This is a genomic window from Blastomonas sp. AAP25, assembly GCF_001295965.1.
GTDB lineage: Bacteria > Pseudomonadota > Alphaproteobacteria > Sphingomonadales > Sphingomonadaceae > Blastomonas > Blastomonas fulva.
Genome location: NZ_LJHP01000001.1, coordinates 115786 through 138842, shown reverse-complemented (window position 1 = coordinate 138842; position 23057 = coordinate 115786). Strand labels below are relative to the sequence as shown.

Genomic DNA, 23057 nt, shown 5'->3' with positions numbered 1-23057 from the left:
GGTTGCCGCTGCAGAAGCGGACATCAAGAAGATGAACATGATCGAGGCGATCAACAGCGCCATGCATGTCATGATGGAACGCGACCCTGATGTGGTGGTGATGGGCGAGGATGTCGGCTATTTCGGCGGCGTTTTCCGCTGCACTGCGGGGCTGCAGGCCAAGTTCGGCAAGGCCCGGGTGTTCGATACCCCGATTAGCGAATGCGGGATCGTGGGCGTTGCCGTCGGCATGGGGGCATACGGCCTGCGTCCGGTGCCCGAGATCCAGTTTGCGGACTATATCTATCCCGGCATCGACCAGCTGATTTCCGAGGCTGCGCGGCTGCGCTATCGCTCGGCGGGTGAGTTCATCGCGCCGATCACGGTGCGCTCGCCCTTTGGCGGCGGCATCTTCGGCGGCCAGACCCACAGCCAGAGCCCCGAAAGCCTGTTCACCCATGTCGCTGGCCTCAAGACGGTGATCCCATCGACGCCGTATGACGCCAAGGGCCTGCTGATCTCGGCGATCGAGGACAACGATCCCGTCATTTTCTTCGAGCCCAAGCGGATCTACAACGGCCCGTTCACCGGCTATTATGATCGCCCGGTCGAGCCTTGGTCCAAGCATGCGGCGGCAGATGTGCCCACCGGCCATTACCGCATCCCGCTGGGCAAGGCGAACATCGTGCGGGCAGGGGAGGCCCTGACCATCCTGGCCTATGGCACGATGGTGCATGTCGCCAAGGCCGTGGTCGAAGCCAATGGCGTCGATGCCGAGGTGATCGACCTTCGCACGCTGCTGCCGCTCGACATCGAGACGATCGAGGCTTCGGTGAAGAAGACCGGACGCTGCCTGATCGTGCACGAGGCGACGCGGACCAGCGGTTTCGGTGCGGAGCTTTCCGCACTGGTGCAGGAGCGCTGCTTCTATCACCTCGAGGCGCCGGTCGAGCGCGTCACCGGCTTCGACACCCCCTATCCGCACAGCCTGGAATGGGCGTATTTCCCCGGCCCGATCCGCATCGGTCGCGCCATTGCCAAGATCATGAAGGACTGACCCGCCATGGCAACCTATACCTTCAACCTGCCCGACATCGGCGAAGGCATTGCCGAGGCGGAAATCGTGGCGTGGCACGTCAAGATCGGTGATCGCATCGAGGAAGACGGCCGCATCGCCGACATGATGACCGACAAGGCGACCGTCGAGATGGAATCGCCGGTTTCGGGGACCGTGATCAAGGTCGCCGGCGCCGAGGGCGACGTCATCGCGATTGGTTCGATGCTGGTCGAGATCGAGATCGAAGGCGAAGGCGACGGCAGCGATGTCGGCGGTGCGCCGGTTACCGAGACCGCACCCGAGCCTGAAGTGATCGAGGCGGAGACGCCCAAACTGCCGCCGGTGGAGGAATTTGCATCGGCGCCTGTCGCAGCGCCCGCTCCCGCTCCCGCTCCTGCTCCGGCCGCTCCCAAGGCTGCTGCGGCGCCCGCGGTGGTCGATGCCGAAGCTTCCGCCAAGGTGCTGGCATCGCCTGTCGTGCGGCAGCGCGCGCGCGACCTCGGGATAGATCTCGCCAAGGTGCGGCCTTCGGAAGGCACCCGCATCCGCCATGCCGATCTCGACGCCTATCTGAACTATGGCGGCACCCGCGCTGGGCCGGGCCGCGCGGCGGACGAAGAGATCCGCGTGATCGGCATGCGCAAGCGTATCGCGCAGAACATGGCCGAATCGAAGCGCAACATCCCGCACTTCACCTATGTCGAGGAAATCGACGTGACGAAGATGGAGGATATGCGCGGGGAAATGAACGCGAGCCGGGGCGATCGGCCCAAGCTGACCGCGTTGCCGATCCTGATCGCGGCGATCTGCAAGACGCTGCGCGAATACCCGATGCTCAACGCGCGCTATGATGACGAGGCCAATGTTGTCACCCGATTTGGCGCGGTGCACCTCGGAATCGCGACGCAGACCGATGCGGGCCTGATGGTGCCGGTGCTGCGCGGTGCGGAGTCCCTGAGCGTCTGGGATATGGCGAGCGAGATCGCGCGGCTGGCGGACGCCGCGCGCAGCGGCAAGGCGAAGAGCGAGGAGCTGTCAGGCTCGACGCTGACGCTGACCTCGCTGGGCCCGCTGGGCGGCATTGCGACCACCCCGGTGATCAACCGGCCCGAGGTCGCGATCATCGGCCCCAACAAGATCGTCGAGCGCCCGATGGTGGTCGATGGCGCGGTCGTCATCCGCAAGATGATGAACCTGTCGATCTCGTGCGATCACCGCGTGGTCGACGGCTATGACGCGGCCAGCTTCGTCCAGGCGCTCAAGCGCCGGATCGAGACGCCGATCTATATCTTCGCGGATTGAGTTTCTCCCCTCCCGCTTGCGGGAGGGGCAGGCCCGGCTTTCCGGGCCGGGGTGGGCCAAAGGTTAAGCCCTTTCAGGCCCACCCCGGCATCGGCTTCGCCTCAGCCACCCCTCCCGCAGGCGGGAGGGGAGAGGCGTTGTGTTTACCTCACAATCGCCCGGAAGGTCACCCGGCGCGTCTCGCCCTGCATCAGCCGGTCACCGACCTGCCAGCGCAGATGCGTCACGTCATCGGGGTTGGCCGGGCGCCAGCTTCCGTCGCCCAGCGACACGCGCAGCGTGCCCAGCGGTCCCCAATTGCGGCCGCCGTCGATCGACACCATCTCGTTGCCGTCTACGGTCTTGTCGAGCCTGACAGTGCGGGGCAGGGGATTGGTGACGGTAAAGCCCTGGACCGGGCGGTTGCCCATGTTGCGGTATTCCACCACATAGATCAGCCGCTCGCCGGGGCTGACCTGACGCGCAGGTTCCAGCCGCACGCGGCGCGCGCCGCTGCCCTCCGGGTCGATCCGTTCGACGAAGATCGATGATTTTGTCCGAACATCGCTCGATGCCAGCGCCATGACCGGCGCCGCCAAGGCGAGCAGCGCGATGGTGGTGCGCAGCATTCCTTACCCCGATTTACCCCCGCCGGCCCTGTCCGGCTGAGGAGCTGTCTAGGCACCAGCGGCGAACATATGGTTAATGCGCCAGCAGTTTTTCACCGCCCACGGCCCATCAATGCTGCTGGATTGTGGGCCCAATTCGGTGCAGATATAGCCGCGATAGCCCGATTTGCGGGCAAAGGGCATCTGCACACATGTCGCTACCTCCTACCGATCGCGCTGTTTCCGATGAATTGCGGCGCGACCGCCTGCTGGCTGCGCTCGCGCTGATTGCAGGCGTGGCCCTGTTCCTCGCCTTTCCATTCGCGATGCGGGCAGGGGCCGAATTCTTCCTGCCGCTGGCGGTGGCGATCGTGCTTTCGATCGCGCTGGTGCCGGCGCTGGAATGGATGGAGCGGCGCGGCCTGCCGAGCATGGCGGCGGCGTTCCTGTGCCTGGTGCTTTTCCTGGCGATAGCCAACGGCGCGCTGGCGGTGATCGTGGTTCCGGCGGCGGACTGGTTCCTGCTGCTTCCTGATCGGATCCCCAAGATCATGGAGAATCTGGCGCCGCTGATCGATCTCTATTCCGATCTGCAGAAGTTCGTCGACGATACCACCCGGCTGGTTTCCGGATCGATGGTCAAGGCGCAGAAGGCGGCAACCGCATCGCCCGAATCGCTGCTCGACCTGTTCGCCAGCGCCGCGCCCGGGGTGGCGCTGCAGATGGCATTCGTCGTGCTGCTGATCTTCTTCTTCCTCGCCGGCTGGACCAAGCTGCGCGAAAACGCGATCAGCAGCCGCGGCAGCTTCACCGGTGCCATGGCGACCGCCCGGGTCATCCAGAACGTCGTATCGGCCACATCGGCCTATCTTACCACCATCACCATCATCAACCTGCTGCTGGGTGTCTCGGTGGGCGTGGTGGTGTGGATGCTGGGGATGGAATCGCCTGCGATGTGGGGCGGCATCGTCGCCCTGCTCAACTTCATCCCGTATATCGGACCGGTGCTGGCGGCGGTGCTGCTGGCGCTGGGCGGGCTGATGAGCTTTGGTGACCTGTGGACCGCGCTGATTCCCGCCAGCGTCCAGATCGTGTTCCATCTGGTGGAGGCCAATCTGATCACGCCTGCCGTGCTGGGGCGCAGGCTGACGATGAACCCGCTGCTGATTCTCGTCTCGCTGAGCTATTGGGCCTGGGTGTGGGGCACCACCGGCGCGCTGCTGGCGGTGCCGCTGCTGATCATCATCCAGACGGTCGTGGCCGCAGCCGGAAAGCCGGATATTGCCGGTTTCCTTTTCGAATCGGGGACGCTGACCCGTGCGCCGGGCGACAAGGAATCGCCTGCGACTGAGCCACTTTCACCGGTTCGTGGGAAAAATTGAAACACGTGTTGACAGCCGGGCAGGACAATTCTAACAGCCGCGCTCCAACACGATGCGGGTGTAGCTCAGTTGGTTAGAGCGCCGGCCTGTCACGCCGGAGGTCGCGGGTTCGAGCCCCGTCACTCGCGCCATTTCTCTGGAGGTTTGCTCCGGAAAAATGGCCACTCGCAGGTGTTGGAACTTCCCTGAAATCGCCAGCCGATCAGGCGCGCCAGCGCCCGGTTTCCATCCAGATCATCAGCGGACGCATGGGTGCGATCCAGATGATCCCAGCGATGCAATAGATCACCGACTGCACGGCGATGTGCCATGTGCCGATGATCTGCGAGAAGCTTGCCACGATCACCGCCCAGATGGTGATGATCGCCAATATGGCAAAAATGCCCACGGGCTTGCGCATGGTCGGCTTCATGAAAACTCTCTCTCGTTGTGCGGCAGCAGCACCTGCTGCTCGGTGATGACCGCATCCAGCGGCATGTCATGGGGTTCGGCAGGGACGCGCTCTGCCTGCTGCACCGTCCAGGCAAGCCCGATCCTGCGTGTATCGGGATTGGCCGCGCACCAGGCATCATAATGCCCGCCGCCCTGGCCAAGCCGCCCCATAGCCGAATCGAAAGCGACCAGCGGCATGAAGAGTGCGCCGGGGACCACCTGGGGCATCGCGGCATGCGGCTGCGGGCCCCAGGGACCTTGCTCCAGCGTCTGTTCGGATCCGGTCCACAACCGGAAAATCATCGGTCCCTCGGCTGACCGGGTCCAGGGCAGGGCGATCATCTTGCCCATGTCGAGCATGTGATCGGCATAGCGCGCGGTCGGGACCTCGCCGGGCATGGCGTGGTACAGGCCTACCGTTTCGGCGTGCTCGATCAGCGGCAGGATGATCCGCGGCGGCCGTCCGAAGATCAGCGCACGGTGGGAATCGGGCAGCGCCTGCCAATGGGCGAGGCGCGCGGCGCGCATGGCACGGCGCAGTTCACGCTTCTTGCTGATCAGGGTGGTCACTGGTTCATCCTGTTGGCCCGCGCGGATGGAAAAAAGCCGGCACCCGCACCGGGGCCAGGCTCGCGCTGGACTGGATCGGGGCCATGGGTGGAACCGCCTTGGCCGTTTGCTGGAATATCCTCTGACGCCAGTAACGTCAGGTGGGCGCCGTGTACCGTTGGCCGGAGCCAGGGCAGGGACAGCTCCCTTGGAAGATGTATCGCCTCAGGGATGTTCTCTGCAGCTCGTACCAGGCAGTCCCGTATCTGATTTAGGACCGATCGGCCGTCTTCTCAAGGCCTTCTGCTAGATTCTCGATCCGCAGTGCCAATCGCTCGATTGCGCGGGTAGCCAGATCGATGTCTTCGTCATGCGCCAGCAGGTCGCCCTGGCCCTTGGCAGGCTGGGCGGCGGCAGCCTGTGCGGTCAGGGCCTCGGCCTCGCGATCCTGGGCGTCGGCGAGCTCGTCTGCTAGCAGCAGTCCGGCAAACAGCAGCGCGCGGGTTTCGTTCAGGCCACCCGATGCGCCCGCCTTGCGCGCGGCACCGTCCAGCATTGACCCCAGCCGGGCGAGATGCTGTTCTTCGCCGGGGTTGCAGGTGACGCTGTAGATACGTCCGGCGATAGTGAGGCGCATGTCGGGCATGGGGTTTATCGCTTTCCGGCCAGAATGGCATCCATGCCAGCCAGAGCCTCTGCCGCGGCACTTTTCAGGCGGGCATGGCGCTCGGCGATGTCGCTATCTCCTGCGCCCGACGGCGCGGCGGCGGCTTCGCTCAATTGGGCCTGCGCTGTTTCCAGCCGCGTTAAAGCTCGCTCCAATTGTCCGATAGCGAGGATAAGGCGTTCATTTGCCATGGATTGGTTTTAGCACCGATCATGACAAATGCAATAATTTGCACCAGGCCGCGCTTTGCGGAACTTGACGCGGTGCACCATGGATACCAAAGGGTGACGCCAAAGCCGACTCGGCGCGCGTTTCTGCGACATCGGAACCTCCGGTACGACGCGATTACGGTGCGGATCGGAGATCAGTGTGGAGAATTTACAGGCGATGTCCGTGGTTTTTGAAGATCTCGCCAATGCCGTCCGGGCACTGTCGATGGATGCGGTTCAGGCTGCGAACAGCGGTCACCCCGGAATGCCCATGGGCATGGCCGATGTCGCAACGGTGCTGTTCGGCGAGTATCTGAAATACGATGCCTCCGCCCCCCACTGGGCCGACCGTGACCGGTTCGTGCTGTCTGCGGGCCACGGCTCGATGTTGATCTATTCGGCGCTGCACCTCACCGGCTATGCGCGTCCGACCATCGAGGACATCCGCAACTTCCGCCAGTTGCACAGCCCGTGCGCGGGCCACCCCGAGAACTTCGAACTGGCGGGCGTCGAATGCACCACTGGTCCGCTGGGCCAGGGCCTGGCGATGGCGGTCGGCATGGCGATGGCAGAGCGGCACCTCAATGCTGAATTCGGTGACGATCTGGTCAATCACCGCACCTGGGTGGTCGCGGGCGACGGCTGCCTGATGGAAGGCATCAACCACGAAGCCGTCGGCCTTGCCGGGCATTTGAAGCTCGGCCATCTCAACGTGCTGTGGGATGACAACCGCATCACCATCGATGGCGCGACCGATCTGTCGACCAGCGAGGACATCCGCGCGCGGCACACGGCATCGGGCTGGCATGTCGTCGATTGCGACGGTCATGATCCCGTCTCGATCCGCGCTGCGATGGACGCCGCGATCGCCGATCCGCGGCCGTCGCTGATCGCCTGCGCCACCATCATCGGCAAGGGATCGCCCAACAAGCAGGGCACGTCGGCCACGCATGGCTCGCCGCTGGGCACCGCCGAAGTCGATGCCGCGCGCGCAGCTCTGGGCTGGAAGCACGCACCGTTCGATGTGCCGCAGGATATCCGCGACGCCTGGCTTGCCTTTGGCCGCCGCAGCGCGGACACCCATGCCGCATGGGCCGAGCGTCTGTCGGCATCGGACAAGGCAGCCGAATTCACGCGCCGCATGGCGGGCGACCTGCCGCAGGGATTCGGCCTGTCGCAGCATGTCGCAGGCCTGCTCGCCGATCCGCAAAAGGTCGCGACCCGCAAGGCATCCGAACTCGCGCTGGAAGCGATCAACCCGCGCCTGCCCGAAACGGTGGGCGGATCGGCTGATCTCACCGGCTCGAACAACACCAAGACCGCAGGGCTGGGCGTGATGAGCGCCGACAACTACGGCGGTCGCTACGTCAATTATGGCATCCGCGAATTCGGCATGGCCGCCGCGATGAACGGCATGGCGCTGCACGGCGGCGTGATCCCTTATGGCGGCACCTTCCTGGTGTTCTCCGATTATTGCCGCGCCGCGATCCGTCTTTCGGCATTGCAGCGGCAGCGGGTCATCTATGTGATGACACATGACAGCATCGGCCTGGGTGAAGACGGCCCGACCCATCAGCCGGTCGAGCATGTCATGAGCCTGCGGATGATGCCCAACCTGCTGACCTTCCGTCCCGGCGATGCAGTGGAAACCGCCGAATGCTGGGAACTGGCGCTGCAAGCATCGGCGACGCCGACGGTGCTGGCGCTGACCCGCCAGAACCTGCCGCAGTTCCGCCGCGTCGAATCCGATGGCAACCAGTGCGCGCGCGGTGCCTATCGCATCAAGACGTCGGGCAACAAGCGCCAGGTGGTGCTGATCGGTACGGGCTCCGAAGTGTCGCTGGCGCTTTCGGTCGCCGACGCGCTTGAATCCGCAGGAATCGGTGCGGACGTCGTCTCGATGCCGTGCTGGTCGCTGTTCGACGCGCAGAGCGCAAGCTATCGCAACGATCTGCTCCCCGCCGACGTACTCAAGGTGTCGATGGAAGCGGGCGTCACCTTTGGCTGGGAACGCTATGTCGGCCCCGACGGCCTGAGCTTCGGTATCGACAGCTTCGGTGCTTCGGCGCCGATCGAGGCACTGTTCGACCATTTCGGGCTGACCGCAGACAAGATCACACCCGCCGTCCGTGCCGCTCTGGGGCAGGGCTGAGACACCTTACACGACATTAATCGCAGGAGAATTTCCGATGGCAGTCAAGGTTGCAATCAATGGTTTTGGCCGTATCGGCCGTCTGGTGGCGCGCGCGCTGCTCGAGCGGACCGATCACGACCTTGAACTCGTCGCGATCAACGATCTGGCCGACGCCAAGTCGAATGCGCTGCTGTTCAAGCGCGACAGCGTGCATGGCCCGTTCCCCGGCACCGTCGAAGCCGTGGGCGACACCATTGTCGTCAACGGCAAGGCGATCCGCGTCACCGCCGAGCGCGATCCATCCAAGCTGCCGCATGGCGAAATGGGCGTCGATATCGCGCTCGAGTGCACCGGCTTCTTCGCCGACAAGGAAAAGGCGAGCGCGCACCTGACTGCAGGCGCCAAGCGCGTGCTGATCTCGGCTCCCGCCGGCGGCGCGGACAAGACCATCGTGTTCGGCGTGAACCATGGCGTTCTGACTTCGGATGATCTGGTCGTCTCGAACGCCAGCTGCACCACCAACTGCCTCGCGCCGATGGCCAAGGTTCTGCATGAAACCGTCGGGATCGAGCGCGGCCTGATGACCACCGTGCACAGCTACACCAACGACCAGAAGATCCTCGATCAGATCCACAGCGACATGCGCCGCGCGCGCGCTGCTGCCATGTCGATGATCCCCACCACCACCGGCGCCGCGCGTGCGGTCGGCCTCGTGCTGCCCGAACTCAAGGGCAAGCTGGACGGGTCGGCGATCCGCGTGCCGACCGCCAATGTCAGCCTGGTCGACCTGACCTTCACCCCGGGCCGCAACACGACCGTTGAAGAAATCAACGGCGCGCTCAAGGCAGCGTCGGAAGGCGCGCTCAAGGGCGTGCTCGCTTATACCGACGAGCCGCTGGTTTCGATCGACTTCAACCACGATCCTGCCAGCTCGACCATCGACAGCCTGGAAACCTCGGTGATCGACGGCAAGCTGGTCCGCGTGATCAGCTGGTACGACAATGAATGGGGCTTCTCCAACCGCATGGTCGACACCGCAGGCGTGATGGCCGGTCTGCTCTGATCGCCCCAAGCAACGATAGAAAGTCCGGTATGTTCAAGACCATCGATAATCTGCTTGCCGACCGTCACGGCCTGGCTGGCAAGCCTGTTCTAATTCGCGAAGATCTGAACGTACCGATCCACGAAGGCCGGGTGTCCGATGACACCCGGCTGCGTTCGGCGATGCCGACGCTCGCCGAACTCGCCGATCATGGCGCCAAGGTGCTGGTGCTGGCGCATTTCGGTCGGCCCAAGGGAAAGGTCGATCCCGAATTCACGCTGCGTCCGATCGCCGAGGCGCTGGGCGAGGTAATGGGGCGGCATGTCGGCTTTCTGGCATCGCCCGACCGGCATGCGATCGACGTGCTTGAGCCCGGCAGCATCACTGTGCTGGAAAACAGCCGCTTCTATCCCGGCGAGGAAAAGAATGATCCCGTGCTGGCCAAGCAGATGGCGGCTCTGGGGGACTTCTACGTCAACGATGCCTTTTCCGCTGCGCACCGCGCGCACGTCACCACCGAGGGCCTCGCGCATCTGCTGCCCGCCTTTGCCGGTCGCGCGATGGAGGCCGAATTGAAGGCATTGGAAGCCGCGCTGGGCAATCCAGAGCATCCGGTTGCGGCTGTCGTGGGCGGCGCGAAGGTCTCGACCAAGCTCGATGTGCTCACCCATCTGGTGGGCAAGGTCGATCATCTGATCATCGGTGGCGGCATGGCCAACACCTTCCTCGCCGCGCGCGGCGTCGATGTTGGCAAGTCATTGTGCGAGCATGACCTCGCCGATACCGCCAACGCCATCCTTGATGCCGCGGACAAGGCCAACTGCACCGTCCACCTGCCGTATGACGTGGTGGTGGCGAAGGAGTTCGGCGCCAATGTCGAGTGCCGCACCGCCAATGTGCATGAAGTCGCCGCCGACGAAATGATCCTTGATGTTGGTGCAGCTGCGGTCGAGGCGCTGTCCGACGTGCTCAAGACCTGCCGCACCCTGGTGTGGAACGGTCCGCTGGGCGCGTTCGAATATCCGCCGTTCGATTCCGCGACCGTCGCACTCGCGCGCACCGCGGCAGCGCTCACCCGCGAAGGCACTCTGGTTTCGGTGGCAGGCGGCGGCGATACCGTCGCGGCGCTCAACCATGCTGGTGTCGCGGACGATTTCTCTTTTGTTTCAACCGCTGGCGGCGCCTTCCTCGAATGGATGGAAGGCAAGGTCCTGCCCGGCGTCAAGGCTCTCGAGGCCTGAGGCTGCAACCTGAGTTCAACTAAAAACCTGGCAAAGACCCAAGGGGAACCGACATGACCGACACCGCAAACTTCGACCAGATGCTCGCCAAGATCGAGACCGGCGCAGGCTTTATCGCCGCGCTGGACCAGAGCGGCGGTTCGACCCCCAAGGCGCTCAAGGGCTATGGCATCGACGACGGTGCGTGGGGCAGCGACGAGGAAATGTTCGCGCTGATCCACGGCATGCGCAGCCGGATCGTGACCTCGCCCTGCTTCAACGGCGAGAAGGTGATCGGCGCGATTCTGTTCGAACGGACCATGGATGGCGAAGCGGGCGGCAAGAGCGTGCCCGCATTGCTCTGGGAGCGCGGCGTTGTTCCGTTTCTCAAGGTCGACAAGGGCCTGGAAGACGAAGCCGACGGCGTGCAGATGATGAAGCCGATCGGCGGCCTGGGTGAATTGCTCGATCGGGCCAAGGCCAAGGGCGTGTTCGGTACCAAGATGCGCTCGGTGATCAATTCGGCGTCCGAAACCGGAATTGCCGCGATCGTGAAGCAGCAGTTCGAGGTCGCAGGCGAGATCCTCGATCACGGCCTGATCCCGATCATCGAGCCTGAAGTGAACATCAAGAGCGAGACGCGCGCCCAGTGCGACGAAATCCTGCTCGCCGAGACCAGGAAGGCGCTCGATGCGCTGCCCGAAGGGCGCCGCGTCATGTTGAAGCTGTCGCTTCCCGCCAAGGCCGGCCTGTTCGCCGATCTGGTCAGCCACCCCGCCGTCATCCGCGTGGTCGCGTTGTCGGGCGGCTTCAGCCGTACTGAGGCGTGCACCGAGCTCGCCAAGAACAACGGCATCATCGCCAGCTTCTCGCGCGCGCTGCTCAACGATCTCAAGCACCAGATGAGCGACGACGAGTTCGACGCCTCGCTCGGCGGCGCGATCGATGAGATCCATCAGGCCTCGATCGCTTGACCGGCTGCGAACTCTATCTGATCTCCCCGCTCGATGTGGGCGGGGATTTTCCCGAACGGCTGCGCGCGGCGCTGGAAGCAGGCCCGGTCGCCGCTTTCCAGTTTCGCGTCAAGGATATCGACCAGCACGAGGCGGCAAGGCTCGCCGCGCCGCTGCTCGAGATCTGCCGCGAGCATGACTGTGCGTTCATCGTCAACGACGACGTCGCGCTCGCCAAAAGGCTGGGCGCCGATGGCGTGCATCTGGGGCAGGGCGATGGTGACCCGCGCGACGCGCGCGAGGAGCTGGGCAAGGATGCGCAGATCGGTGTGACCTGCCACAACAGCCGCCATCTGGCGCTGGAAGCAGGCGAAATGGGCGCGGATTATGTCGCGTTCGGCGCCTTCTTCCCGAGCAGCACCAAGGATGCGAAGATCAAGGCCGAGCCGGAAATCCTGGAATGGTGGTCTTCGATGATGGAGCCGCCCTGCGTCGCCATTGGCGGGATCACGGTGGACAATGCTGCTCCGATCATTGCCACTGGGACGGATTTTATCGCGGTATCGGGCGGGGTATGGAATTACCCCGAGGGTCCGGCCTCAGCCGTGCGACAGCTCCTTGCCCTGATGGGCAAGGACAGCGGTGCAGACGCGGGCTGAAGCCTCGAGCCGGCTCAAGTAGCTTACGAAGTCGGCTTCGAACTCCTCGACACCGGGCAGGGCCTCTCCACGCACCGTATGGGCGGAGGCTATCTGATTGGTGGCCTTGCCGAAAATACCGGCAGCGGGCGTCTTGATGCTGAACAATGGCATGATCTGTTGGTCCAATCCGCTGCGGATGTTTAGCAGCTTTGAGCGATGTTCTCCACCTACTATCTGCCAGCCTCGCTATATAGGAAGAAACAGCCATTGAGGGGGCATCTCGACAGGCATCGCACCGGCTTCGACCGAAGCCCTTTGTCGATCGTGGCGGTTTGGAGAACACGGGTCTGCGTGGCTTCCCAAAAGCCTTGCCATGCCAGCGGCGAGCGCCTAGAGGGCCTGTCCATTCCCTGAAACCTGATGGAAACGAGCCTCGCATGAAGATCAGCGGTGTCGATATTCGCCCCGGCAACATTCTGGAACACGAAGGCGGCATCTGGAAGGTCGCCAAGATCCAGCATACCCAGCCCGGCAAGGGTGGCGCGTTCATGCAGGTCGAGATGAAGAACCTCGAAGACGGCCGCAAGACCAATATCCGCTATCGCAGCCAGGATACGGTCGAGAAGGTGCGTCTGGATACCAAGGACTTCCAGTTCCTGTTCGCCGACGGCGAAGCCTATGTCTTCATGGACCAGGAAAATTACGAGCAGATCACCATCGCGGCCAAGCTGCTGGGTGATGAAGCTGCCTTCCTGCAGGACGGCATGCAGGTCACGCTCGAAATGTACGACGAGCGCCCGATCTCGGTGCAGCTGCCCGATCAGATCGAAGCGACGATCGTCGAGGCAGACGCCGTGGTGAAGGGGCAGACCGCCTCGTCGAGCTACAAGCCCGCCATTCTCGACAATGGCGTGCGCGTCATGGTGCCGCCGCACATCAGCAGCGGCACGCGCATCGTCGTCGATGTCTATGCCAAGGAATATGTCCGCAAGGCGGATTGATCGGACCTTATTGCAATGCCTGCCATCTCAGCCATCATCCGTGTCATGGAAAGCGCCGCGCGCAAGGCGGGCGGCCGCCTGCGTCGTGACTTTGGCGAGGTGGAACATCTGCAGGTCTCGCAGAAGGGCCCGGCCGACTTTGTCTCCAAGGCTGATCAGCGCGCCGAACGCATTTTGTATGACGAGCTGAGCAAGGCGCGTCCCGGCTGGGGCTTCATGCTCGAAGAAGGCGGCGATATTCCCGCCGAACCCGGCAAGCCGCGCTTCATCATCGATCCGCTCGATGGCACCAGCAACTTCCTCCATGGCATCCCGCATTTCGCGATCTCGATCGCGGTTCAGGAGCCCACTCTGGACGGCAAGGGCTGGGGCGAGATCAGCGCCGCGCTGATCTACCAGCCGGTCACCGACGAGAGCTATTGGGCGGAAAAGTCGCGCGGCGCTTGGCTGCATGACCGGCGCCTGCGCGTGTCGGGTCGCCGCAGCCTCAACGAGGCGCTGATTGCGACGGGCATTCCGTTCCTGGGTCATGGCGATATCGGCGAATGGACCCGCATCTTCGGTGCGATCGCACCCGAGGTCGCCGGTATCCGCCGGTTCGGCGCAGCATCGCTTGACCTCGCATGGGTTGCAGCGGGCAAGTTCGATGGATTCTGGGAAAGCGGCCTCAAGCCCTGGGACGTGGCCGCCGGAATTCTGCTGGTCCGCGAAGCCGGCGGGTTCGTCACCGACTATCGCGGTGGTGGCCAGCCGATGGAGCGCCAGCAGGTGATTGCGGGCAACGATTCCCTGCATTCGCGCCTGCACAAGCTGCTGGTCGGCGCGCTGCGCTGATCGCCTGGCGGCGCTGCGGCGCGGTCACTCGCTTACGAAGCGCCGGTACTGCTGCATCTGGCCCAGCCAGACATCCAGATTCTCGTTGAACACCGCCCTCGGCACGCCGCCCATGTCAGTGTCGACGTCCATCACCAGCACGGGATCGTTCTCGGTATCAAGATAGGCGCGGGCAAAGCGCTTGGTGCGATTCCACTCGTTGAGCTTTTCCAGCGCAAAGCCCTTGCGGTCGTTGAACCCGAAATAGAACTGCACCGTCTTGCACTGCGCCTTTTGCGCGTCGCAGTTCATCAGCGCGATCAGGAAGGGCATGTCGTCGAAGGCGCTGCGAATATAGGGGTTTCCGTCCGGCTGCTGCTTGAGTTCGGACGGCAGGCCGCGCGCTGTCAGCACGGCGGCGATGGTGTCGGGGCTTGCCGCCGATACGGTCTGCGCGGATGCGGGCAGGGGCGCAGCTGCTGCCATCACGATCGCCCCGGCAATCGACGCATATTTCCAGTTCAGCTTCATCGCGAATCCCCCTTTACGCTTGCGGCACCGCGGCCATGTCCGCCTGTCGCATTTCGCCGCTTGCCGGATTGTGCCGAAAAGCACAGAAATGCGCAATATTTTGGCGTTTTCGGCGATGTGTGCATTGCCGCAAAAAAGGGGGGCATCCGGCTTGCGATAGCAGCGTCGCTGGCCTAAAGGACCTCCAAGCAACACGCACAAGCGGGATACGCACATGGCCGAATATCTGCCAATTCTGCTGTTCCTGGCGGTCGCTCTGCTCTTGTCGGTGGCATTTGTCTTCCTTCCGATCGGGGTGTCGCGGCTTACCGGAGCGCACAAACCCACCGTCGCCAAGCTGAGCGAATATGAATGCGGTTTCCCCGCGTTCGAAGATTCGCGCAGCCAGTTCGACGTTCGCTTCTATCTGGTCGCGATCCTGTTCATCATTTTCGATCTCGAAGCCGCGTTCCTGTTCCCCTGGGCAGTATCGCTGGAACAGATCGGCTGGGCCGGTTGGGCCACGATGATGGTCTTCCTGTTCGAACTCATCATCGGCCTGATCTACGCATGGAAAGTGGGAGCCCTGGATTGGGAGTAGAAGCTAACATGGCCGCAACCTCTGCAGGCGCGTCCGCCGGAGCCATCGTGCCCGGCACCAATGTTCTGCCCGACGTCGGTTTCCTCAACGACATCAACGCCGAAGTCGCCGACAAGGGCTTTCTGGTCACCTCGACCGAAGAGCTTTTCCAGTGGGCGCGCACCGGTTCGTTGTGGTGGATGACCTTTGGTCTGGCCTGCTGCGCGGTGGAGATGATCCACGTCAGTATGCCGCGTTATGACATGGAGCGTTTCGGCGTCGCGCCGCGCGCTTCGCCGCGCCAGTCGGACGTCATGATCGTGGCGGGCACGCTGTGCAACAAGATGGCTCCGGCCCTGCGCCGCGTCTATGACCAGATGTCCGAGCCGAAATACGTGATTTCGATGGGCAGCTGCGCCAATGGCGGCGGCTATTACCATTACAGTTACTCGGTGGTGCGCGGCTGCGACCGCATCGTTCCGGTGGATATCTATGTCCCCGGGTGCCCGCCGACCGCCGAAGCGCTGCTTTATGGCGTGATGCAGTTGCAGCGCAAGATCCGCCGGGTGGGCACGATCGAACGCTGACACGAAGTTGAGAAGGCCTGCTGCGGAGGCTGGCCGGATAAGGGACGCACATGGGACATTCGGCACCACGTTATGCCGTTCTGGAAGGCCTGGGCGATGCTGTCGCCGCGACGCTGGGGGACCGGCTGCTCGCGACGCGTTTTGCGCAGGGCGAATATTGCTTCACCGTCCGCCGCGCCGCAGTGGCCGAGGCGCTGGACCTGTTGCGCGACTTCCATGACTACCAGCAGCTCGTCGAGATCGCTGGCGTCGACTATCCCGAGCGCGCCGAGCGCTTCGAGGTCGTCTATTGCCTGCTCAGCCTGACCAGGAACCACCGCATCCGCGTCGTGTGCACGACCGACGAGGACACTCCGGTGCCGACCGTCACGAATATCTGGCCCGTGGCCGGCTGGCTCGAGCGCGAAGTGTACGACATGTACGGCGTGATCTTTGCCGGAAACCCCGATCTGCGCCGCATCCTCACCGATTACGGCTTCCGCGGCCACCCCTTCCGCAAGGACTTCCCGCTCACCGGCTATAGCGAGATGCGCTATTCCGAGGAGCAGGGCCGCGTGATCTATGAGCCGGTCAAGCTGGCGCAGGACTTCCGCAGCTTCGACTTCACCTCGCCCTGGGAAGGCGCGGATTACGTTCTGCCGGGTGACGAGAAGTCGCTGGGCGGGCCGCCGCATGTCGATACGCCCAAGACGACCGAGAAGCAGTCCGACACTGGCGCGGGCAAGGCTGCCAACAAGGAGGCCGCCAAGGCCAGCCCCGAGGCACCTGCCGACAAGCCTGCCGACAAGAAGGATAGCAAGGCATGACCGCCGAAGCACTTCCCGACGATCTGGACGAGCCTCTGGTCGAGCAGGATTCGACCGCTGGCGACCTCGAGATCCAGAACTACACGATCAACTTCGGCCCCCAGCACCCTGCTGCGCACGGCGTTCTGCGGATGGTGATGGAGCTCGACGGCGAAATCGTCGAGCGGATCGACTGCCATGTCGGGTTGCTGCATCGCGGCACCGAAAAGCTGATCGAGTACAAGACGTACCTCCAGGCGCTCCCCTATTTTGACCGGCTCGATTACTGCTCGCCACTGGCGATGGAGTACAGCTACGTCCTGGCGATCGAGAAGCTGCTGAACCTCGAGGTTCCGCTGCGCGCCCAGTATCTGCGCGTGCTGTTCGCCGAACTCACCCGCATCTGCAACCACATGCTCAACCTGGGTGCGCATGTGATGGATGTCGGCGCAATGACGCCCAACCTGTGGCTGTTCGAAATCCGCGAGGATTGCCTCAACTTCTTTGAGCGGGCCTCCGGCGCGCGCATGCACAGCGCCTGGTTCCGCCCCGGCGGCGTCCACCAGGACGTGCCGCTCAAGCTGCTCACCGACCTTGCCGACTGGCTCGACACCTTCCCCAAGCTGTTCGAGGACGCGATGAGCCTCGTCGTCGACAACCGCATCTTCAAGCAGCGCAACGTCGATATCGCGATCGTATCCAAGGACGATGCGGTGCGCTGGGGCTTTTCGGGCCCGATGATCCGCGGCAGCGGCATCGCTTGGGATCTGCGCAAATCGCAACCTTATGATGTCTATGACCGGATGGAGTTCGACGTTCCCGTCGGCACCCGCGGCGACTGCTATGACCGCTTCATGGTCCGCGTCGAGGAAGTCCGCCAGTCCGCGCGCATCATGCGCCAGTGCCTCAACGACATGCCCGAAGGCCCGATCGCCTCGCTCGACCGCAAGATCGTGCCGCCCAAGCGCGGCGAGATGAAGCAGTCGATGGAAGCGCTGATCCATCACTTCAAGCTGTACACCGAAGGCTTCCACGTCCCTGCCGGCGAGGTCTATGTCGCGACCGAAAGCCCCAAGGGCGAGTTTGGCGTCTATCTGGTGAGCGACGGAACCAACAAGCCCTATCGCTGCAAGATCCGCCCGACCGCGTTCTCGCACCTCCAGGCGATGGACTTCATGTCGCGCGGCCACATGCTGTCGGATGCGACGGCGATCCTGGGCGCGATCGATGTGGTGTTCGGGGAGTGCGACCGGTGACCGTGCAGATGGCCGTCGCAGAGGCGATGATCGCGCATTACAACGCTCAGGATGCCGACGCCTATGTCGCGCTGATGACCGATGATGCCTGTGAAGCGGGCTATCGCGGCGACGTGCTTCGCGCGGGCAAGGAAGGCGTGCGCTCCGGGCTCAAGGCGATGTTCGCCGAGTATCCGGAGAACCGCGCCGAAGTGCTCTCGGGTCACATGCTGGGCGAATATGTCGTCCTGCACGAACGCGTCTCGCGCTCCTCGCAGAGCGAGCCGTTCGAGGTCATGTCGATCTACAGTTTCAATGGCGACAAGGTGTCGCGCGTGGAGTTTGTCCGCTGATGGCTGACGCAGCCCATATCCCCGATGAAACCGAAACCCGCGCCCGCTGGGGTGGTTTCGCGTTCACGCAAGAGAATCTCGCGATCGCGAAGACCGTCATCGCGCGCTATCCCGAAGGGCGCCAGCGCTCGGCGGTGATGCCGCTGCTCGATCTGGCGCAGCGCCAGGTGGGTGCGGACACGCAGACGCAGGGCTGGCTGCCGGTTCCGGTGATCGAATATGTCGCAGCGATGCTCGATATGCCGTACATCCGCGCCTATGAAGTCGCGAGCTTCTATACCATGTACAATCTCGCGCCGGTCGGGCGTTTCCACGTGCAGGTTTGCGGCACCACGCCGTGCCTGCTGCGCGGATCGGACGATGTCATGGCGGCCTGCGCCAACAAGGGCCTGGTCAAGGGCAAGACCACGCCCGACGGCCTGTTCACGCTGACCGAGGTCGAGTGCATGGGCAACTGCGCCAATGCACCGATGGTCCAGATCAACGACGATAACTTTGAGGATCTGGATTACGACAGCACCACGCGCATCCTGGAAGCGCTGGCAGCGGGCGAAAGCCCCAAGGCCGGCACCCAGATCGCCGGGCGCCACACCAGCGAGCCCGAGGGCGGACCGACATCGCTGAAGGCCATGGTCGATGCCAATCATGATTATCGCGGGGAATGGTGATGAGCTTTGATTTTCTCACCGACAAGGATCGCATCTTCACCAACGTCTATGGCTATCAGCCGTGGAACCTGAAGGCGGCCGAGGCGCGCGGTGACTGGGACAAGACCAAGGACCTGATCGCCTGGGGCCAGGACAAGATCATCGACGAGATGAAGGCGTCTGGCCTGCGCGGTCGTGGCGGTGCGGGCTTCCCCACCGGCATGAAGTGGAGCTTCATGCCCAAGGAATCCAAGGACGGTCGGCCCAGCTTCCTGGTGATCAACGCCGATGAATCCGAGCCTGGCAGCTGCAAGGATCGCGAAATCCTGCGCCACGATCCGCACAAATTGATCGAAGGCGCGCTGATCGCGGGCTTCGCGATGCGCGCGCGAGCTGCGTATATCTACGTGCGCGGCGAATACATCCGCGAAGCGCAGGTGCTGCAGGCTGCGGTCGATGAGGCCTATGAAGCCGGGTTGATCGGCAAGAACGCGGCCAAGTCGGGCTATGATTTCGACGTCTTCGTCCATCGCGGCGCGGGCGCTTATATCTGCGGCGAAGAGACCGCGATGATCGAGAGCCTTGAGGGCAAGAAGGGCCAGCCACGCCTCAAGCCGCCGTTCCCGGCGGGTGCGGGGCTTTACGGTTGCCCGACCACGGTCAACAACGTCGAATCGATCGCGGTAGTGCCGACGATCCTGCGGCGCGGCGCGAGCTGGTTTGCCAGCTTCGGGCGCGAGAACAACAAGGGCACCAAGCTGTTTCAGATCAGCGGGCATGTCGACAAGCCCTGTGTGGTGGAGGAAGCGATGAGCATTCCGTTCCGCGATCTGATCGAGAAGCATTGCGGCGGTATTCGCGGTGGCTGGGACAATCTGCTCGCGGTGATCCCCGGCGGTTCGTCGGTGCCTCTGGTGCCTGCCGCGCAGATCATGGACGCGCCGATGGATTTCGACGGCCTGAAAGAGGTCGGATCGGGGCTTGGCACCGCAGCGGTCATCGTCATGGACAAGTCGACAGACATCGTTCAGGCGATCAGCCGACTGAGCTACTTCTACAAACACGAAAGCTGTGGCCAGTGCACCCCGTGCCGCGAAGGCACCGGCTGGATGTGGCGCGTGATGGAGCGCATGCGCACCGGAGACGCCGACATCAGCGAAATCGATACGCTGTACGAAGTCACCAAGCAGGTCGAAGGCCACACCATCTGCGCGCTCGGCGATGCCGCAGCCTGGCCGATCCAGGGCCTCATCAAGCATTTTCGTCCGGAGATGGAGCGCCGCATTGTTGAAAAGCAGGGCGGCGGCCTGATGGAGGCGGCGGAGTAATTATGCCTAAACTGACCGTAGACGGGATCGAAGTTGAAGTCCCCCAGGGCGCGACCGTGCTGCAGGCCTGCGAGGCTGCCGGCAAGGAAATCCCGCGCTTCTGCTATCACGAACGGCTGAGCATCGCTGGCAACTGCCGGATGTGCCTGGTCGAGGTGAAGCCCGGGCCGCCCAAGCCGCAGGCGAGCTGCGCGCTGCCCGCGATGGACAATCAGGAAGTCCGCACCAACTCCGACATGGTGAAGAAGGCACGCGAAGGCGTGATGGAGTTCCTGCTGATCAATCACCCGCTCGATTGCCCGATCTGCGATCAGGGCGGCGAGTGCGACCTGCAGGACCAGTCGGTGGCCTATGGCCGCGGCGGTTCGCGCTATGACGAAAACAAGCGCGCGGTCACCGAAAAGTACATGGGTCCGATCATCAAGACGGTGATGACCCGCTGCATCCACTGCACCCGCTGCGTGCGTTTTGCCGAGGAAGTCGCCGGCACCGAGCAGATCGGTGCGATCGGTCGCGGCGAGAACATGCAGATCACCAGCTATCTGGAAAAGGCGGTCTCGTCCGAGCTTTCGGGCAATGTCATCGATCTGTGCCCCGTCGGCGCGCTGACCTCGCGTCCCTATGCCTATGAAGCACGTCCCTGGGAGCTCAAGAAGACCTTGGGCATCGACGTGATGGACGCGGTCGGCACCAACATCCGCTTCGACAGCCGGGGCAGGGAAGTGCTGCGTGTGCTGCCGCGCGTCAACGACGACGTCAACGAGGAGTGGGCGCACGACAAGACCCGGTACGCGGTCGATGGCCTGATGCGCCGCCGGCTCGACCGGCCTTATGTGCGCACCAACGGCAAGCTGGTCGAGGCGACCTGGGCGCAGGCGTTTGCAGCAATCGCTGCGGTCAACGCCGGATCGAGCGTGGCGGCCGTCGCGGGCGATCTGCTCGACTGCGAAACCATGTTTGCCGCGCGCGAACTGCTGGCCAAGATGGGTTCGAGCCTGATCGAAGGCCGCCAGACCGGCCTCAAATACGACACCTCCAGCCTCGCTGCGGTCAACTTCAACTCGACGCTCAACGGCATCGAGACCGCCGATGCGATCCTGCTGGTGGGCACCAATCCGCGCTGGGAAGCGCCTTTGGTCAACACCCGCATCCGCAAGGCGATCAAGCACGGCGCCAAGGTCTATGCGATCGGCGACGAGATCGACCTTACCTACAAGGTCGAATGGTTGGGCAACGACATGGGCCTGCTGGGCACTCTGCCCGACGCGGTGTCTGACGTGTTCAAGGGCGCCAAGCGTCCCGGGTTGATCATGGGCGGCGGTGCGCTGGGCGTCGAAGGCGCGCATGGCGCAGCGCTTGCGCTTGCCGACAGCTTCGGCATGGTTCGCGATACCGAAGACGGTCCCTGGAACGGCTTCAACGTCCTGCACATGGCCGCATCGCGCATGGGCGGGCTGATGCTCGGCTGGGCACAGCCCGGTGGCATCGCCGATCTGGTCGCCGCCAAGCCCAAGCTGCTGCTCGCGCTGGGTGCGGACGAGGTCGACTTCAGCCAGTTCGATGGCAGCTTCAAGGTGTTCATCGGCCATCATGGCGACAAGGGTGCGGCCGCTGCCGATGTCATCCTGCCGTCGGCGGCGTATCCCGAAAAGAACGGCACCTATGTCAATGTCGAAGGCCGTGTGCAGATGAGCGACAAGGCCGTGTTCGCGCCGGGCGATGCCCGCGAGGACTGGTCGATCCTGCGCGCTTTGTCCGAGGTGCTGGGCCAGACGCTTCCGTTCGACAGCTTTGTCGAATGCCGCGCGGCGATGATCGCAGCGGTTCCGGCGCTGGGCATCGAGGGGCTTGCCTCTTACGACTGGGCACCGCCCAGGCTGGCGTCCAGCCCGCAGGGTCAGGTCGGCTATCCGATCAAGGATTTCTACCTCACCAATGCTATCGCGCGCGCCAGCACGACGATGCAGCGCTGCTCGGCTGAACTGCTGCACGGCGAAGCGATGCTGGAGGCCGCGGAATGACCGAGTTTTTCCAATCATCGCTGGGCATGGGCTGGGGCTGGTTCGTCGCCAACCTCATCCTCATCCTGCTGATCGCACTGCCGGTGATGCTGTCGGTGGCGATCGTCATCTATTTCGACCGCAAGATCTGGGCATCGATGGCGCTGCGTCGTGGCCCTAACGTCGTAGGCCCATTCGGCATCCTGCAGAGCTTCGCCGACGCGCTGAAGGTGTTCCTGCAGGAAACCATCATTCCTTCGGGCGCGAACAAGGGCCTGTTCCTGATCGCGCCGATCATCACCTTCACTGTGGCGTTGCTGTCCTGGGCGGTGATCCCGTTCGATCAGGACATGGTGCTCGCCGACATCAACGTCGGTCTGCTCTATATCCTCGCGGTGAGTTCGCTGGGCGTCTATGGCGTGGTGATCGCAGGCTGGGCGTCGAACTCGAAATACCCGTTCTTCTCGGCGCTTCGTGCCGCCGCGCAGATGATCTCGTACGAAGTCTCGATCGGCTTCATCATCGTCACCGTCGTGCTATGGACCGGCAGCTTCAACCTCAATGACATTGTCGAGGCGCAGCGCGGGCACGGGCTTGGCTTCATCAACTGGTACGGGTTCAACCTGCTGCTTTACCCGATGGCGGTGATGTTCCTGATCTCGTCGCTCGCTGAAACCGCGCGCGCGCCGTTCGATCTCACCGAAGCAGAGAGCGAACTGGTTGCAGGCTATCAGACCGAATATTCCTCGATGGCGTTCGCTCTGTTCTGGCTGGGCGAATATGCCAACGTGCTGCTGATGTGCACGCTCAACGCGGTGCTGTTCTGGGGTGGCTGGCTGCCGCCGTTCGAATGGGCGCCGCTCTATGCCGTCCCCGGCATCTTCTGGCTGATCCTCAAGATTTCCGCGTTCTTCTTCATCTTCAGCTGGGTCAAGGCGACGGTGCCTCGCTACCGTTATGACCAATTGATGCGGCTGGGCTGGAAGGTCTTCCTGCCGATCTCGCTGCTGTGGATTTTCCTGGTGTCGGGCTATCTGATGCTCACACGCTACGGGGTCTGATAG

The 23057-nt window shown here is 63.5% G+C and carries 25 protein-coding genes, 1 tRNA gene and 1 other RNA gene; 20 read left to right on the top strand and 7 right to left on the bottom strand.

What is annotated here, in order from left to right; genetic code table 11:
- Nucleotides 1-31: 31 nt before the first annotated feature.
- Together IP68_RS00695 and IP68_RS00690 are read left to right on the top strand one after the other, a co-directional pair.
- Entirely contained in the window at nucleotides 32-1036 is a 1005-nt protein-coding gene (locus IP68_RS00695; RefSeq protein ID WP_054133234.1) for an alpha-ketoacid dehydrogenase subunit beta, read from the top strand.
- Nucleotides 1037-1042: 6 nt separating this feature from the next.
- Nucleotides 1043-2338 carry a dihydrolipoamide acetyltransferase family protein gene (locus IP68_RS00690; protein ID WP_054133034.1) on the top strand — a complete coding sequence of 432 codons (1296 nt, stop codon included), beginning with the start codon at nucleotides 1043-1045 and terminating at the stop codon, nucleotides 2336-2338.
- Nucleotides 2339-2481: 143 nt separating this feature from the next.
- On the opposite strand, the gene IP68_RS00685 is transcribed toward IP68_RS00690, so the two are convergent.
- A complete protein-coding gene (locus IP68_RS00685; RefSeq protein ID WP_054133033.1) occupies nucleotides 2482-2946 on the bottom strand; it encodes a hypothetical protein in 465 nt (154 codons plus the stop codon).
- Nucleotides 2947-3137: 191 nt separating this feature from the next.
- On the opposite strand from IP68_RS00685, the gene IP68_RS00680 reads away from it, so the two are divergent.
- Entirely contained in the window at nucleotides 3138-4307 is a 1170-nt protein-coding gene (locus tag IP68_RS00680; RefSeq protein ID WP_054133032.1) for an AI-2E family transporter, read from the top strand.
- A 54-nt stretch (nucleotides 4308-4361) separates the two neighbouring features.
- A tRNA-Asp gene (locus IP68_RS00675) sits at nucleotides 4362-4438 on the top strand.
- A gap of 71 nt (nucleotides 4439-4509) precedes the next feature.
- Here the strand turns inward: IP68_RS00675 and IP68_RS00670 are convergent.
- The 5 genes from IP68_RS00670 to IP68_RS00655 all read right to left on the bottom strand — a co-directional run bounded on the left by IP68_RS00670 (nucleotide 4510) and on the right by IP68_RS00655 (nucleotide 6146).
- Entirely contained in the window at nucleotides 4510-4719 is a 210-nt protein-coding gene (locus IP68_RS00670; protein WP_054133031.1) for a DUF2842 domain-containing protein, read from the bottom strand.
- Nucleotides 4716-5309: a 5-formyltetrahydrofolate cyclo-ligase gene (locus IP68_RS00665; protein ID WP_054133030.1), complete on the bottom strand. Its 594-nt coding sequence runs from the start codon at nucleotides 5307-5309 to the stop codon at nucleotides 4716-4718. Before IP68_RS00665 ends, IP68_RS00670 begins: the two co-directional genes overlap by 4 nt.
- Nucleotides 5310-5395: 86 nt before the next feature.
- A non-coding RNA gene (gene ssrS / locus IP68_RS19610) (6S RNA) lies at nucleotides 5396-5552 on the bottom strand.
- Between the two features lie 7 nt (nucleotides 5553-5559).
- Entirely contained in the window at nucleotides 5560-5934 is a 375-nt protein-coding gene (gene zapA / locus IP68_RS00660) for a cell division protein ZapA (protein WP_054133029.1), read from the bottom strand.
- 5 nt (nucleotides 5935-5939) lie between these two features.
- Entirely contained in the window at nucleotides 5940-6146 is a 207-nt protein-coding gene (locus IP68_RS00655) for a hypothetical protein (RefSeq protein WP_054133028.1), read from the bottom strand.
- A gap of 196 nt (nucleotides 6147-6342) precedes the next feature.
- Here IP68_RS00655 and tkt point away from each other — a divergent pair, with 196 nt between their 5' ends.
- From tkt to IP68_RS00620, 7 genes are all read left to right on the top strand, one after another.
- Entirely contained in the window at nucleotides 6343-8316 is a 1974-nt protein-coding gene (gene tkt / locus IP68_RS00650; RefSeq protein ID WP_054133027.1) for a transketolase, read from the top strand.
- Nucleotides 8317-8353: 37 nt separating this feature from the next.
- Nucleotides 8354-9361, top strand: coding sequence for a type I glyceraldehyde-3-phosphate dehydrogenase (gene gap / locus IP68_RS00645; RefSeq protein WP_054133026.1), 1008 nt, complete (start codon nucleotides 8354-8356; stop codon nucleotides 9359-9361).
- A 29-nt stretch (nucleotides 9362-9390) separates the two neighbouring features.
- The gene (gene pgk / locus IP68_RS00640; RefSeq protein WP_054133025.1) at nucleotides 9391-10581 is read left to right on the top strand and encodes a phosphoglycerate kinase; all 1191 of its coding nucleotides are present in this window, start codon (nucleotides 9391-9393) and stop codon (nucleotides 10579-10581) included.
- Nucleotides 10582-10634: 53 nt separating this feature from the next.
- Entirely contained in the window at nucleotides 10635-11534 is a 900-nt protein-coding gene (locus tag IP68_RS00635; protein WP_054133024.1) for a fructose bisphosphate aldolase, read from the top strand.
- The gene (gene thiE / locus IP68_RS00630) at nucleotides 11531-12172 is read left to right on the top strand and encodes a thiamine phosphate synthase (protein WP_054133023.1); all 642 of its coding nucleotides are present in this window, start codon (nucleotides 11531-11533) and stop codon (nucleotides 12170-12172) included. The genes IP68_RS00635 and thiE overlap by 4 nt, the downstream gene beginning before the upstream one ends.
- A gap of 419 nt (nucleotides 12173-12591) precedes the next feature.
- Nucleotides 12592-13155, top strand: coding sequence for an elongation factor P (gene efp, locus IP68_RS00625; protein ID WP_054133022.1), 564 nt, complete (start codon nucleotides 12592-12594; stop codon nucleotides 13153-13155).
- A gap of 15 nt (nucleotides 13156-13170) precedes the next feature.
- On the top strand, nucleotides 13171-13989 hold the full coding sequence (locus IP68_RS00620; RefSeq protein WP_054133021.1) for an inositol monophosphatase family protein: 819 nt from the start codon (nucleotides 13171-13173) through the stop codon (nucleotides 13987-13989).
- 24 nt (nucleotides 13990-14013) lie between these two features.
- Here IP68_RS00620 and IP68_RS00615 read toward each other — a convergent pair whose 3' ends face one another.
- Nucleotides 14014-14499 carry a YbjN domain-containing protein gene (locus tag IP68_RS00615; RefSeq protein WP_054133020.1) on the bottom strand — a complete coding sequence of 162 codons (486 nt, stop codon included), beginning with the start codon at nucleotides 14497-14499 and terminating at the stop codon, nucleotides 14014-14016.
- 214 nt (nucleotides 14500-14713) lie between these two features.
- Between IP68_RS00615 and ndhC the strand changes: the two genes are divergently transcribed.
- From ndhC to nuoH, 9 genes are read left to right on the top strand one after another with little or no spacing between them, the layout of a single operon-like run.
- Complete coding sequence (gene ndhC / locus IP68_RS00610) at nucleotides 14714-15079, top strand: NADH-quinone oxidoreductase subunit A (protein ID WP_054133019.1); 366 nt, start codon at nucleotides 14714-14716, stop codon at nucleotides 15077-15079.
- Complete coding sequence (locus IP68_RS00605) at nucleotides 15070-15645, top strand: NADH-quinone oxidoreductase subunit B family protein (protein WP_369814809.1); 576 nt, start codon at nucleotides 15070-15072, stop codon at nucleotides 15643-15645. Before ndhC ends, IP68_RS00605 begins: the two co-directional genes overlap by 10 nt.
- Nucleotides 15646-15695: 50 nt before the next feature.
- The gene (locus IP68_RS00600) at nucleotides 15696-16451 is read left to right on the top strand and encodes an NADH-quinone oxidoreductase subunit C (RefSeq protein WP_054133017.1); all 756 of its coding nucleotides are present in this window, start codon (nucleotides 15696-15698) and stop codon (nucleotides 16449-16451) included.
- Entirely contained in the window at nucleotides 16448-17686 is a 1239-nt protein-coding gene (locus tag IP68_RS00595) for an NADH-quinone oxidoreductase subunit D (protein ID WP_231683588.1), read from the top strand. Before IP68_RS00600 ends, IP68_RS00595 begins: the two co-directional genes overlap by 4 nt.
- A gap of 8 nt (nucleotides 17687-17694) precedes the next feature.
- A complete protein-coding gene (locus tag IP68_RS00590; RefSeq protein ID WP_054133232.1) occupies nucleotides 17695-18018 on the top strand; it encodes a nuclear transport factor 2 family protein in 324 nt (107 codons plus the stop codon).
- Complete coding sequence (gene nuoE / locus IP68_RS00585) at nucleotides 18018-18686, top strand: NADH-quinone oxidoreductase subunit NuoE (protein WP_054133016.1); 669 nt, start codon at nucleotides 18018-18020, stop codon at nucleotides 18684-18686. The genes IP68_RS00590 and nuoE overlap by 1 nt, the downstream gene beginning before the upstream one ends.
- A complete protein-coding gene (gene nuoF / locus IP68_RS00580; protein WP_054133231.1) occupies nucleotides 18686-19993 on the top strand; it encodes an NADH-quinone oxidoreductase subunit NuoF in 1308 nt (435 codons plus the stop codon). The genes nuoE and nuoF overlap by 1 nt, the downstream gene beginning before the upstream one ends.
- Before the next feature lie 2 nt (nucleotides 19994-19995).
- Entirely contained in the window at nucleotides 19996-22014 is a 2019-nt protein-coding gene (gene nuoG, locus IP68_RS00575; RefSeq protein WP_054133015.1) for an NADH-quinone oxidoreductase subunit NuoG, read from the top strand.
- The gene (gene nuoH, locus IP68_RS00570; protein ID WP_054133014.1) at nucleotides 22011-23054 is read left to right on the top strand and encodes an NADH-quinone oxidoreductase subunit NuoH; all 1044 of its coding nucleotides are present in this window, start codon (nucleotides 22011-22013) and stop codon (nucleotides 23052-23054) included. Before nuoG ends, nuoH begins: the two co-directional genes overlap by 4 nt.
- Nucleotides 23055-23057 lie beyond the last annotated feature (3 nt).

Excerpts from the sequence above, each read along its gene's own strand:
- IP68_RS00695 (WP_054133234.1), top strand. The coding sequence starts at position 32 with ATGAACATGATCGAGGCGATCAACAGCGCCATGCATGTCATGATGGAA.
- IP68_RS00690 (WP_054133034.1), top strand. The coding sequence starts at position 1,043 with ATGGCAACCTATACCTTCAACCTGCCCGACATCGGCGAAGGCATTGCC.
- IP68_RS00685 (WP_054133033.1), bottom strand. The coding sequence starts at position 2,946 with ATGCTGCGCACCACCATCGCGCTGCTCGCCTTGGCGGCGCCGGTCATG.
- IP68_RS00680 (WP_054133032.1), top strand. The coding sequence starts at position 3,138 with ATGTCGCTACCTCCTACCGATCGCGCTGTTTCCGATGAATTGCGGCGC.
- IP68_RS00670 (WP_054133031.1), bottom strand. The coding sequence starts at position 4,719 with ATGAAGCCGACCATGCGCAAGCCCGTGGGCATTTTTGCCATATTGGCG.
- zapA (WP_054133029.1), bottom strand. The coding sequence starts at position 5,934 with ATGCCCGACATGCGCCTCACTATCGCCGGACGTATCTACAGCGTCACC.
- IP68_RS00655 (WP_054133028.1), bottom strand. The coding sequence starts at position 6,146 with ATGGCAAATGAACGCCTTATCCTCGCTATCGGACAATTGGAGCGAGCT.
- tkt (WP_054133027.1), top strand. The coding sequence starts at position 6,343 with ATGTCCGTGGTTTTTGAAGATCTCGCCAATGCCGTCCGGGCACTGTCG.
- gap (WP_054133026.1), top strand. The coding sequence starts at position 8,354 with ATGGCAGTCAAGGTTGCAATCAATGGTTTTGGCCGTATCGGCCGTCTG.
- pgk (WP_054133025.1), top strand. The coding sequence starts at position 9,391 with ATGTTCAAGACCATCGATAATCTGCTTGCCGACCGTCACGGCCTGGCT.
- IP68_RS00635 (WP_054133024.1), top strand. The coding sequence starts at position 10,635 with ATGACCGACACCGCAAACTTCGACCAGATGCTCGCCAAGATCGAGACC.
- efp (WP_054133022.1), top strand. The coding sequence starts at position 12,592 with ATGAAGATCAGCGGTGTCGATATTCGCCCCGGCAACATTCTGGAACAC.
- IP68_RS00620 (WP_054133021.1), top strand. The coding sequence starts at position 13,171 with ATGCCTGCCATCTCAGCCATCATCCGTGTCATGGAAAGCGCCGCGCGC.
- IP68_RS00615 (WP_054133020.1), bottom strand. The coding sequence starts at position 14,499 with ATGAAGCTGAACTGGAAATATGCGTCGATTGCCGGGGCGATCGTGATG.
- ndhC (WP_054133019.1), top strand. The coding sequence starts at position 14,714 with ATGGCCGAATATCTGCCAATTCTGCTGTTCCTGGCGGTCGCTCTGCTC.
- IP68_RS00600 (WP_054133017.1), top strand. The coding sequence starts at position 15,696 with ATGGGACATTCGGCACCACGTTATGCCGTTCTGGAAGGCCTGGGCGAT.
- IP68_RS00595 (WP_231683588.1), top strand. The coding sequence starts at position 16,448 with ATGACCGCCGAAGCACTTCCCGACGATCTGGACGAGCCTCTGGTCGAG.
- IP68_RS00590 (WP_054133232.1), top strand. The coding sequence starts at position 17,695 with ATGGCCGTCGCAGAGGCGATGATCGCGCATTACAACGCTCAGGATGCC.
- nuoE (WP_054133016.1), top strand. The coding sequence starts at position 18,018 with ATGGCTGACGCAGCCCATATCCCCGATGAAACCGAAACCCGCGCCCGC.
- nuoF (WP_054133231.1), top strand. The coding sequence starts at position 18,686 with ATGAGCTTTGATTTTCTCACCGACAAGGATCGCATCTTCACCAACGTC.
- nuoG (WP_054133015.1), top strand. The coding sequence starts at position 19,996 with ATGCCTAAACTGACCGTAGACGGGATCGAAGTTGAAGTCCCCCAGGGC.
- nuoH (WP_054133014.1), top strand. The coding sequence starts at position 22,011 with ATGACCGAGTTTTTCCAATCATCGCTGGGCATGGGCTGGGGCTGGTTC.